Here is a 10,894-nt window from a genome sequence, read left to right on the forward strand (position 1 = left end):
GAGCCGAAGGACGTGGAGCGCTTCCGGAAAATTTTGAAAAAAGCCTCCCTCCCTGCGGAGGTAAAAAATGAAGCGGACGAGGAAATCACCCGGCTGGAAAGTCTCCCCCAAACCTCGCCAGAATATCACGTTGTCCACAACTACTTGGATTGGATTACCACCCTCCCCTGGAACCACGTCGCGCCGGAAGGGCGGGACTTGAAGAAAGCCGAAGAGGTCTTGAACGCCGACCACTACGGCTTGGATAAAGTGAAGGAACGGATTCTGGAGTTTTTAGCCGTGCGGGCCTTGAAGAAAGACGCCCCCGCCCCCTTGCTTTGCTTCGTCGGCCCGCCGGGCGTGGGCAAAACCTCGCTCGGCCGCTCCATCGCCCGCGCTACCGGCCGCCCCTTTGTTGGAATGTCCGTGGGCGGAATGCGGGACGAAGCTGAAATCAAAGGCCACCGCCGCACCTACGTCGGCGCCATGCCGGGGAAGATTATCCAGGGTCTCCGCCGGGCCAAAAGCAAAAATCCCGTTTTTATGCTGGATGAAATCGACAAGCTCGCCGTCGGCGTGCAAGGCGACCCCGCCGCCGCATTGCTTGAAGTTTTCGACCCGGAGCAGAACCGCTTCTTCCGGGATTATTTTTTGGATTTGCCTTTCGATTTGTCGCAGGTGATGTTTTTGACCACCGCCAATTTGTTGGACCCGATTCCCCCCGCCCTGCGCGACCGGCTGGAAGTCATCCGGTTGCCGGGCTACACGAACGAGGAAAAGCTGGAAATCGCCAACCGCTATTTGGTTCCGCAGGCGCTCGAAGCCCACGGCATTACCAAGCAAAATTTGGTTCTGCAGCCCGGCGTTCTGGAAAAATTGTTGAGTCACTATACGCGCGAAGCCGGCGTACGTGAATTTTCCCGCCTGATTTCCCTCTTGGCGCGCAAGGCCGCCACACAGGTGGCCAAAAACAAGCGGGCCAAGCTGGAGGTCTCCACCGACCGTCTCGAAGAGCTTTTGGGCCCCACCCCCTTCGTGCCGGAAGTTTCGTTACGGCATTCGGAAGTCGGCGTCGCTTCCGGTTTGGCCTGGACTTCCGCCGGCGGCGAGCTTCTGTTCATCGAGGCCACCCGTATGCGCGGCAAGGGCAAATTAACGTTGACGGGGCATCTCGGAGAGGTGATGAGCGAATCGGTGCAGGCCGCCCTTTCCTACGTCCGCTCCCACGCCGCCGAGTTGGGCATCACCTCTCCGCATTTCGAGCGCTCCGACCTGCACGTCCATTTTCCGGAAGGCGCTACGCCCAAGGACGGCCCTTCCGCCGGTTTGGCCGTGGTCGTTGCTTTGGCCTCCCTTTTTTCCGAAAAACCGGTGCGCCACGATTTGGCGATGACCGGCGAAATAACTTTGCGGGGGAAAATCCTGCCGGTGGGGGGCATCAAGGAAAAAGTTCTGGCCGCTTATCGCGCCGGCATTGCGGAGGTGATTTTGCCGGAGGGAAACAAGAAAGACCTGCCGGAAATCCCCGCCGAAGTCCGCTCCAAACTGACAATTTCTTTCGTCTCCGAAGCCGCCGAAGCCATCGAACGCGCCTTAATCAATCTCATCCTGCCGAAGGCCGACGACACCGACGCCATCAAAGCCCTAAAAAAGCCGGATAAAAAATCGTAGAGGCAGGTCCCCATGCCTGCCCGTTTTTAATTATTTTAGTTTTGCCCAAAAATCTTCCAAAAATCCCGCTCCACACCATCCGGTTTGCCGATGGTATTTTCAAGGTCATATTCCCATCGCAACGGATTTTGAATGATGTATTCCCGGATTTTGTTCAACGAATCTTCATCGCGGATGATGTGTTCGTAATAATTCCGTTGCCACAACCGCCCCGGAAACGGCGGCCAATTGTTTTGGGTAATGCCATTGACATATTCGTGCGTGGTGATTGATTTGAATATCCCGACGATTTCTCCCAATACAGGTTTGGGGGGTGCCGCCGTCGTATTTTGTTGTCGGGCATTTGTAGGGGCAGGTCTTGTGCCTGCCCTGTTTTTATCCCCGTCCGCCCCACTGCCCCGGGCACCCACAAGAGGTGCCCCTACAATTACAATAATCCCATGGACGTGATTGGGCATTATAATGAATTCGTCCAATTCAATATCCGGGAAACGCTCCGGCAATCCCTCCCAAACCGTTTGCACCATCCGCCCCGCCGGATTTGATTCCATTGCCCCGTTTTTGATTTCCCCGAACAAACCCTCCCGTCCCTGCGTGCAAATCGTGACGAAATACGCCCCCGCCTGCGCGTAATCATACTCTTTCAAACGAATGGAGCGCCGATGATGAATATCCGGATTGTATTTCATTCAGACGGATGATACAAAATCGGATATGGTTTTTGTAGGGGCAGGTCTTGTGCCTGCCCGTTTCTGTCTTTGTACGGGCGGGTTTATTTGGTCGTCCCCGACGACCCTAACCCGCCCGCCTCTGTTTTTCGTAGAGGCGAACCTCGTGTTCGCCCTTCCCCTCTCCATTTAATGGAGAGGGGTTAGGGGTGAGGTGTATTCGGGAAGGGGGTCAGGGGGTTAGGTTGCTACGCGACTTTTTTTGGAACCCCATCTTTTCAAACCAAAACCGAATAGAATAACTGCCAAACCGCCTATACCGGAGACATACGGGAATCGTTTAAAGCTACTACCCAAAACAATCCCTGAAAGCAAAATACCAATTAGGATAGCTATAGCGATTATTGGAGATGGATTTGTCTTATTGACCAACAACGTGGTGAAGATAAAAAGAACTACTAAATTCAGAATCACTAACCATAGTGGAATTACCTCGCTAAGCCACTTTGCCCCCGGAAGAAAGCGATACCCTTCCCGAAACAAGATAATGTACATAGCACCAAGACACCAAAGAATTCCCCAGAGTATATACTCCCTTTTCCATTTCATCTTGAATCGCTCCCCAAAGTTTTTAACGTGAGTAACATCTTTCGGTCAGCGATACTTACACATATTGAAAGGTGAATAAATTATATCGCAGGCCTCGGCCGTTGCGGCTGGCCGTTTTTGAAGATGGAATAGCGCGTGGAATAGGGGCTTTTGGAAAGGACCACTTGCTTGGCCAAGCGGGTCTCCCCGTTCACCAAAATCGGCCCCATCAAATCGGCCGTCGCCTCCTCCGGCTTGCCGGGGGGGACGGTGACTAAAACATAGACCTGCACTTTTTTCACGTCGGAAATGTTCAGCTCCCCCAGCTCCCGCGGGTCCACTTCGATTCTGTAATCCGGATAAAAACAGGCCGGGTCGATGAGCGGAAACGCCACCCCCGCCTCCTCGGCGGATTGGAACCAGATGAACGGGGAAAGATTCGATTTTTCGACGATGAAATATTTTTTCAGATGCTCGAACCCCAAAATTCCCTTGGGGACGGAAATTAATTCTTCCGCATTTACGTTGAGCTTTCCAAATCGGCTGGTTGTGATTTCCATCTTGCTATCCAATGGCCAACATTTTGGTCAGTAATTTTCCGGCCCGCGGAATTTTGGACGGTAGCCGCCGGGCGGATGCGAAAAACCGTTTCTCCCGCCGTCGGCCGGCCCTCTCCCTTTGCGAAACTGGATGTTGGCCGCTCCGCCCTCTCGAATTTTCCCTTCCCGCTCCAACATCGACTTCACTTTTTCCAAATCGTTATCACTGGCCTTCAGCGCCTGGCGGTTTTCTTCCTGAATTTTCACGTACACCTCTTCCCGGTGCACCAAAACGTCCGGCGGGGCGTCCACCCCCAAACGGACTTGCCGGCCAAAAACACCCAGAACGGTGATTTTGACCTGCTCCCCTATGGTTATCGATTCCCCGATTTTGCGGGTTAAAATCAGCACACAGCCCTCCTTGGCCTTTCAATGTATCGGCAGAATTTCACGGGGTATAACAACCTCCTATAGCCCAACCACTGTTTAATTAAACAGATGGCTGCCCGCTTCAGTTCCCGGCCGACTTGACCGCCAAAGGCAGAACCAAAAGCATGAGTATGACAATCCAGAAGAAGAGCTTCTTCATTTTTCCCCCTTTTTCCAATAGAGGTCCGTCCCGGTTGTTCCTATCAACATTCCGGATTTTTGTTTGGCAACCCCCGTGCCGTTATAAAGCTTTGGGACAGGCCGGACTCGCCGATGCAACCCCTTGTCCTGTTTTGGCTTAATTCAAACCAAAAGGCCCCTTTGTAGATTGGCTTTTAAGGTTCGGAAATTTCTTCCAATTCCCCGTTTATTTTTTTCCCTTTGCGCCAACTGGCGGAAAAACTATTTTGCCCCTTGATGTCGCCGGTTCTGGAATTCGAAAAACTCACCTGGCCGGAAATCGATGCGCTCCCAAGGGAAAAGACGCTTGTCTTTCTGGCCCTCTCCCCCATCGAAGAACACGGCCCGCACCTGCCGGTGGGAGTCGATTTTTTCAACGCCGGCTTCTTCGCCCGCCGCGCCGCGGAAAACCTGACCAAGGAACGGCCCGACCTGAACGTGCTTTTGTATCCGACCCTTCCGATAGGCGCCAATACTTTTCGCTTTGTTGGCTCGGTCTGGATAAAAATCGGCACGCTCAAGCGGATGCTTTTGGAAATCGCTCGCTCGCTGGCCCGTTTCAAATTCGATAAAATCGCCCTCTTCTCCGCCCACGGCGGCCCGTTTCATTTGTTGACCTTGGAAGAGGCCTGCTTTCTGGCGCGGAAGAAATACGGGGTGAAAATGATTCTCCCCGGCTCCGCCGCCACTGTCAAGTTTCTTCGCGGAGAATATCTGCCCGAAATCGAAGCGGCGCTCGGCAGAAAATTGGACGAGGAGGAGAAAAAAGCTCTCCCCCACGATTTCCACGCCGGCTGGTGGGAAACCTCGATGATGCTTATGAACTTCCCGAACTTGGTCAAGCCGGAATACAAAAAGTTGGAACCGGTGCTGGTCAACTTTCGCGACCTGCGCACGGACGCCATCCCCAAACTTGGAAAGGGGGAGGGGTATATGGGCTCCCCGGCCCGGGCCACGGAGGAGTTTGCCGATGCCACCACCCGGATTTTTTTCCGCCTCGGCCAAAGCATTCTCGTAAAACTGGCCGAGGGCCAGAAAACGGACGCCGAAACCGAATCAATTCTGACCAAAATCGTCCGTTGGAAGTTTTGGACCCTCCGCAGCGCCAAAATACTGCTTGTAATCCTTATCCTCTTTTTCCTTCTGCGCTCAACCGTTTCCTGAATGGAGGGATTTCCCCTCTCCACCAAGTGGAGAGGGGGTCGGGGGTGAGGTGTTTTTCAATCGTCAATTCCTTCGGTTCGCGCAGAATCTGAAAAATATAGGCGGCTTCCCATACCCCCCTCATTTTTATAATCTCTGCAAACCCTTTCAGAGGGATATTTCGACTCAATTCCAACACATCTCACAACCTTTGGCCGCACAAGCGCTTACAACGCTAAAATTTGTTTGCTCTTGGGCATACCGGTTGCGTAAATTGTTTTCGCCCAAAAAGTGTCCATAAAGGCGGGTTTGATTGAAAAGGAGAATGCAAAACAAATGGCCAGCTTGAAAACGGTTTCTCTCGCTTTTTTTGTCCTTTTATTCCCCGGACTGCTTCTGGCCGATACGCAGGGCCACCGCCCCAAGCTGGTGGTCACACCGTCGAACCTGAACTTTTTCACCTGCGCCCTGGAGGGGCAACCCGCCCCCGCCCCGGAATCGAAAACCCTTAAAATCCGCGCCATCCCCCCCGGCCGCGACGCCGACTGCGACCCGCTGGACTGGACCGCCACTCCCACCAAAAGCTGGGTTAAAATCGAACCATCAGGCGGCACCACCCCATCCGAAGCGGAGGTCTCCGTTGACCCGGCTGGGCTCGGAATCGGCGAGCACGGCGGTTTCATCCGTTTCGACACCCCCGGCCAGAAAAAACCCCGCTGGGTGCGGATAAAGCTTCGCATCTTCCCCCCCCTCCCCGGCTTCACCCTGCGGCCGGAGCGCATCGATTTCACCGGCGAGGCCTTTTCAAACGTTACCTTGATCGACAGCGTCCGCCTCGGAGTCGTCGGCGCGGATCACCTGAATTTCACCGCTTCCAATTCACAAAGCTGGCTTGATGTCGCCCCCAGCCAGGCAACCGCCCCCTTCACCATTCTGCTTCTGGCCAAAACCGACTCCCTCCCCGCCGGCGTCTACCACGACACGGTGGTCTTCAAAGCCCGCGTTTCAAATGACGATGATGATGACGACGAGGACGACCGCTGGTGGGATGAGGACTGCGATGCCGGCTGCGGCACCGGCGAGATTGCCGCTTTCCTGCCGGTTACGATGACCCTCTCGCCGGACGGCGGCCAGCCGGCTTTAGTGGTAACCCCCCGCCGCCTCGGCTTCGCCGCCCTCTTCGGCGGTCCGAATCCCCAGCCGCAAAACCTCTCCGTCTCCGCATCCGGAGGGGGTGATATTCCCTGGACGGCCGGCGTATCTCAAAGCTGGCTTGGTCTCAATCCGACCGGCGGAACCGCTACTTCCATTCCCGATACGGTGCAGGCTTCCGTGGATATCAGCGGCCTGAACCCGGGACTCTACTCCGACACGATTACCTTTTCCTCGGCACCAAACGAAATCAAAGTTCCGGTCTTTTTGCAGATTTTCCCGCCGTCGGAACTCACCGACAGCGTCGCCATCGGGGATGGCACAGTCGATTTGACCGACCCCCAGACCAACCGCTTCTCCGTCCCGATTTTCGCCTCCAATACCCAGGCCGTCCGCGCCATCGCCCTGCCGTTGCATTTTGAGGATGGTAACACCGCGCTGGACTCGGTCACCTTTGCCGGCGGCCGGGCCGAATTCGCCGATTTAAAGCTCTTTCTGCGCCTCTCCGAACCGGGGGATTTTCTGGTTTTGGTCGGCTTCGTCTTGGCCCCCGCGCTGCCGCCCGGAGAAGGCACCATCGGCTGGCTGCATTTCACCACCACGGGCATCCTGCCCCAGTTTGCCGATACGCTGACAATCGATTCCACCAGCGTCCCCAACGCCACCGGCGACCCGAACATGCCGCAGAGTTTATCGGTCTCTTATCTCGTATTCAGCGGCGGCAATCCCTTGATTTTGAACCCCGCCTTCAAAAAGGGAACCGTGATTTTGCGAAACCAGCAAGTCCCCACCTCGGCGGACGACGGCGACGGCCGCAGGCCTCTTAAATTCGGCCTGAACCAGAACTATCCGAACCCCTTCAACCCGCAAACGGCGATCGCCTTCAGTTTGCCCAAAAGTTCGGAGGTGAAACTGGAAGTGTTCGATTTGCTGGGACGGTCGGTGGTTACGTTGCAGGACGGTTCAATGTCCGCCGGCACCCACACGGTGGTCTGGGACGGCCGCGACAAGACCGGCCGCACGGTCTCCTCCGGCGTTTACCTGTACCGGTTGCAGGCCGGCACTTTCGTGGAAACCAAAAAGATGTTGTTTCTGAAGTAGGTTACGGGGTTTTCTTAGCCGTAAGGGCCGCTTTCTGCCGCGCCCGCGCCACTTCGGAAGTCAAATCATGGCTCTTGAACGGCTTCGCCACGTAGCCGTCCGCCCCCAGTCCCAAGGCCCGCTCCACGGTGTTTTCATCCCCAAAGGCGGTCATCATCACCACCGCCAGCCGGGGATGCTTCTGCTTTGCTTCCTTCAGCAAGTCAAACCCGCTCATCTCCGGCATCTTCACGTCCGAAACCATCACCTGAAAATCGGTCTTCGCCAGATAGGCGAGCGCCTGCTTTCCCCCGGAAGCGGTGGAAACGGAATACCCCTCCCGCTCCAGAATTCGCGCCAAAAGATTCCGCAGCATCTCCTCGTCATCCACCACCAAAACCTTCGGTTCTTCCTTCATAGGTTTACCTGAATGAATGCTTGAACCCGCGCCGTTCAACGGCCGGCCCCTTCCGGCCCGGAGCTCGATTTCTTGGCGAAAATCTGCTTGGACAAAAGCTCCCGCAGTTTTTCGTCAAAAGCCCCCGATTCGGACGGCAGATAGCCGTTCGGCAGTTCGGTTACGAGTTGATGCAGCATCTCCCGGGTCAGAAACTCGATGCCCAAAAGGCATTCCCCGCTGCCGGTCGATTCCATTCGTTTCACCCGTCCCACCACCCGTTCCAAATGGCAGTTTTCAAAAAGCCCGATCCTGAGAAGCAGATAATCGGACGGCTCCACCCAGGCGGAAGTTTCCAACAAAAGCCCGCCGCCGGAGATGTTCAAAACCCGCCCGTTGCAGATTTGCGAAACGTCCACCGGCCCGGCCAAAGGGAGCCGGAACGGCACGAACGACACCGGCGAGGAGACCTCGATCCGGACGAACCGCCGGGTCTGGCGGTCGGCCGCCGCGGCCGGTTGCGTGGCGGGGGCCGGGGCCGCCTTGCGGGTTATCGTTGAGGCCGGCTTGGTCTTCTGTACTTTTTGGGTCTTCTTACGCGTTTTCGTCTTGGGCATTTTTTCCTCCTATTCCTTGGCAAACTTGTCCCGGATCATCCCCCGCAGCTTCAGCACCGCCTTGGTGTGAATCTGCGAAACGCGGGACTCCGATATTTTCATCACTTCCCCGATTTCCTTCAGCGTCAGCTCCTCGTAGTAGTAGAGCGCAATCACCAGTTTCTCCTGCTCGGAAAGCTTGGTGATGGAGTGGGTCAAAAACGCCTTGAGTTCCTCTTTTTCTAAGTCCGCCAAAACGTTGTCCTTCGTGACCCCTTCCACGGTTTCGACGCGCGGCACCTGCCGGTCATCCTCCTCCCGATACACCATTTCGTCCAGCGAGAGCAGCGTGGTGCCGGAAACGTCTTCCAAATCCCAAAGGAGGTCCTTAACCGAGATGCCGAGCGCCTTGGCCAGTTCGTCATCCTTCGGCTGGCGCCCCAGCTTGTTTTCCAGCTTCGCCATCGTCCGTTCGATGGCCCGCGATTTGGCGCGGGTCGAACGCGGCACCCAGTCGAGCGCGCGCAGCTCGTCCAAAATCGCCCCCCGGATGCGCGGCACGGCGTAGGTCTCGAACTTCACCCCCCGCTTGGGGTCAAAGTTGCCCAAGGCCTCGATAAGCCCCACCACGCCGGTGGAGACCAGATCATCCAGCTCCACCGAGCGCGGAAAGCCGATCGCCATCCGTCCCGCCACGCTTTTCACCAAGGGCAGGTATTGCTGCAAAAGTTTTTCGCGGAGCTTCGGATTTTTCGTCTTCCGAAAACTCTGCCATTCCTTTTCCAGGTTCATTTCGATTTTCCTTTCGGTTTGGAAGAAGTCGGCTTGGATTTGGAGTCGGTGCTTGAAGAACTTGCTGATGCGGAATCGACGCTTTCGGAAATCTCCGGCGCCTCGGTGATAAATAGCCCTTGATGCCCCGCCTCTTTTAAAACAAACCCCGGCCCGGGAATCGAGACCCGCGCGGAAACCATTCCCTCTTTTGCGTATTTCAAAAATTCCGCCGGGCAGTCGTGCCAGGCCTCCGCCCCTTTCACTTTGGGCGGAAGCTGTTTCGGTTTTTCTTTCTTGGTAACGCCGCCGGACTTCTTGGATGGCGCTTTTAAATCATCCTTCTTGGTGGGCGGCAGTTCCAGCTTCTTGGAAGGATCGGTGCCGGAACCGCCGGAAGGCGGAATGGAATCCAAACGCAACTGCTTGCTGCTTGCTTCCGACCTCCATGCTTCTATTGAATGCCGTGAAGGCCGTAGCGAAGCGTTCCTCTTTGTATCCATAGAGAGACCCCCCTCTCTTGTTTTCAAACTTGGTAGGAACTGACTCGAAGATGGTGAGTTTGTCGAACCACCGTTACCCGCTGTTTTTAACATCACGGGGCATACCTTTATCAAACGGCGTGCCCTTGCACTCTGCAAAACCCCAAAACCAAGCACTTGCAAGACAAGGGCTTACCTGACCAGAAAATCCGCTTTTCAACAAGGCCGGAAAACTTTTCCGATTCGGGGATGAAAAAAGGGGAGGCGTTACAAGAGAGTATGGGAAAAAGCCAATACTCGAAGACACCCCAAAGTGCTTCGACTTCTAATTATTTAAATCGGAAAATCGGGAGGAAAAATTTAGAATTATTTTTGAAATTCCGCAGGGGCGGCTCCCCGCCTGCCCTAAGCGAAGTCGAATGGGTGACCGCCCGTACTTGTTTTTTTATTTGTAGGGGCGATTCGTGAATCCCCCTCAAAAGCGTAGCGGAGGTCTTCAGACCTCCATCCCCTCTTGTCATGCGGAGGTCTTCAGACCTCCATCCCCTCTTGTCATTCTGAGCGCCAGCGAAGAATCTGGGTGGTGTTGGGCGGACGAATCCCTAATCTCTAATCACTCATCACTGTCTTTTTGTCACCCCTGTATTTAAGGGGGACTATAGGGGGTGGTTTTGTAGGGCAGGTCCCCGTGCCTGCCCGTTTTTGTTTTCATAGGGGCGAACCTTGTGTTCGCCTGTCTTTGTTTTTTCGTCTTTCGTAGGGGCACAATATATTGTGCCTTTTACCCCCTCTCCGCATCGGAGAGGGGGCCAGGGGGTGAGGTTGCAAATTCACCCCAACTTCGGGTGAGAATTTCACAACGGGTCTTTGTAGGGGCAGACCAATGTGTCTGTCTTCTCCCTCCTCCAAAATCACAACTAATTCGGAGTGAATTTCGCAGGGTGGGCCTTTAGTAGAGGGACGTGGGCGGGTTTTAAGGATTTTCACTAATCCATAATCCCCAATCCCTGATCCCTGTATTTGTGAGACGCGGGATTTAGCCCCAAAGAGGTCTTCGGCGTGCACGCCGAGGCCTCCCGGGGCGCAAAGGCGTAGCATGATACCCCCCCGGCCGAGTGCCGGGGGCAAGAAACACACCACGCAAGCCCCCTTTGACGAAAGGGAGCGAAAAGCCAAAAAGCCCCTCCCCCATCAGGGCGGGGGAGTGTGGCAGTTCCAC

Annotated in this window: 10 protein-coding genes and 1 pseudogene; 3 read left to right on the forward strand and 8 right to left on the reverse strand. The window is 55.3% G+C overall.

The genetic code is table 11. The features are described 5' to 3' along the window. Positions 1 to 1,650 (forward strand): endopeptidase La (gene lon, locus VNL73_02735; GenBank protein ID HXF48328.1); only part of this gene is annotated, 1,650 nt, incomplete at its 5' end. A gap of 35 nt (positions 1,651 to 1,685) precedes the next feature. Here the strand turns inward: lon and VNL73_02740 are convergent. The 4 genes and pseudogenes from VNL73_02740 to csrA form a co-directional block, all read right to left on the reverse strand. Beyond that, a complete protein-coding gene (locus VNL73_02740; GenBank protein HXF48329.1) occupies positions 1,686 to 2,339 on the reverse strand; it encodes a transposase in 654 nt (217 codons plus the stop codon). Positions 2,340 to 2,558: 219 nt separating this feature from the next. Continuing rightward, the gene (locus VNL73_02745; protein HXF48330.1) at positions 2,559 to 2,927 is read right to left on the reverse strand and encodes a hypothetical protein; all 369 of its coding nucleotides are present in this window, start codon (positions 2,925 to 2,927) and stop codon (positions 2,559 to 2,561) included. Between the two features lie 80 nt (positions 2,928 to 3,007). Then, positions 3,008 to 3,466 (reverse strand): flagellar assembly protein FliW, encoded by a 459-nt coding sequence (fliW, locus tag VNL73_02750; GenBank protein HXF48331.1) that lies wholly within the window; start codon positions 3,464 to 3,466, stop codon positions 3,008 to 3,010. Between the two features lie 192 nt (positions 3,467 to 3,658). Then, positions 3,659 to 3,856: pseudogene (gene csrA / locus VNL73_02755) on the reverse strand (carbon storage regulator CsrA). A gap of 435 nt (positions 3,857 to 4,291) precedes the next feature. On the opposite strand from csrA, the gene VNL73_02760 reads away from it, so the two are divergent. Together VNL73_02760 and VNL73_02765 are read left to right on the forward strand one after the other, a co-directional pair. Further along, a complete protein-coding gene (locus VNL73_02760; GenBank protein ID HXF48332.1) occupies positions 4,292 to 5,218 on the forward strand; it encodes a creatininase family protein in 927 nt (308 codons plus the stop codon). A gap of 315 nt (positions 5,219 to 5,533) precedes the next feature. Continuing rightward, a complete protein-coding gene (locus tag VNL73_02765) occupies positions 5,534 to 7,450 on the forward strand; it encodes a T9SS type A sorting domain-containing protein (GenBank protein HXF48333.1) in 1,917 nt (638 codons plus the stop codon). 1 nt (position 7,451) lies between these two features. On the opposite strand, the gene VNL73_02770 is transcribed toward VNL73_02765, so the two are convergent. From VNL73_02770 to VNL73_02785, 4 genes are read right to left on the reverse strand one after another with little or no spacing between them, the layout of a single operon-like run. Beyond that, complete coding sequence (locus VNL73_02770) at positions 7,452 to 7,847, reverse strand: response regulator (protein ID HXF48334.1); 396 nt, start codon at positions 7,845 to 7,847, stop codon at positions 7,452 to 7,454. A 35-nt stretch (positions 7,848 to 7,882) separates the two neighbouring features. Continuing rightward, on the reverse strand, positions 7,883 to 8,443 hold the full coding sequence (locus VNL73_02775; protein HXF48335.1) for a PilZ domain-containing protein: 561 nt from the start codon (positions 8,441 to 8,443) through the stop codon (positions 7,883 to 7,885). 9 nt (positions 8,444 to 8,452) lie between these two features. After that, entirely contained in the window at positions 8,453 to 9,214 is a 762-nt protein-coding gene (locus tag VNL73_02780; protein HXF48336.1) for a FliA/WhiG family RNA polymerase sigma factor, read from the reverse strand. After that, complete coding sequence (locus VNL73_02785; protein ID HXF48337.1) at positions 9,211 to 9,609, reverse strand: hypothetical protein; 399 nt, start codon at positions 9,607 to 9,609, stop codon at positions 9,211 to 9,213. Before VNL73_02785 ends, VNL73_02780 begins: the two co-directional genes overlap by 4 nt. Positions 9,610 to 10,894 lie beyond the last annotated feature (1,285 nt).

It is taken from the genome of Verrucomicrobiia bacterium (assembly GCA_035574275.1).
Lineage (GTDB): Bacteria > Zixibacteria > MSB-5A5 > DSPP01 > DSPP01 > DSPP01.

What these genes read in the sequence shown, in the direction of transcription:
- VNL73_02760 (HXF48332.1), top strand. Translation starts at nt 4,292, where the DNA reads ATGTCGCCGGTTCTGGAATTCGAAAAACTCACCTGGCCGGAAATCGAT.
- VNL73_02745 (HXF48330.1), bottom strand. Translation starts at nt 2,927, where the DNA reads ATGAAATGGAAAAGGGAGTATATACTCTGGGGAATTCTTTGGTGTCTT.
- VNL73_02780 (HXF48336.1), bottom strand. Translation starts at nt 9,214, where the DNA reads ATGAACCTGGAAAAGGAATGGCAGAGTTTTCGGAAGACGAAAAATCCG.
- VNL73_02740 (HXF48329.1), bottom strand. Translation starts at nt 2,339, where the DNA reads ATGAAATACAATCCGGATATTCATCATCGGCGCTCCATTCGTTTGAAA.
- fliW (HXF48331.1), bottom strand. Translation starts at nt 3,466, where the DNA reads ATGGAAATCACAACCAGCCGATTTGGAAAGCTCAACGTAAATGCGGAA.
- VNL73_02770 (HXF48334.1), bottom strand. Translation starts at nt 7,847, where the DNA reads ATGAAGGAAGAACCGAAGGTTTTGGTGGTGGATGACGAGGAGATGCTG.
- VNL73_02775 (HXF48335.1), bottom strand. Translation starts at nt 8,443, where the DNA reads ATGCCCAAGACGAAAACGCGTAAGAAGACCCAAAAAGTACAGAAGACC.
- VNL73_02765 (HXF48333.1), top strand. Translation starts at nt 5,534, where the DNA reads ATGGCCAGCTTGAAAACGGTTTCTCTCGCTTTTTTTGTCCTTTTATTC.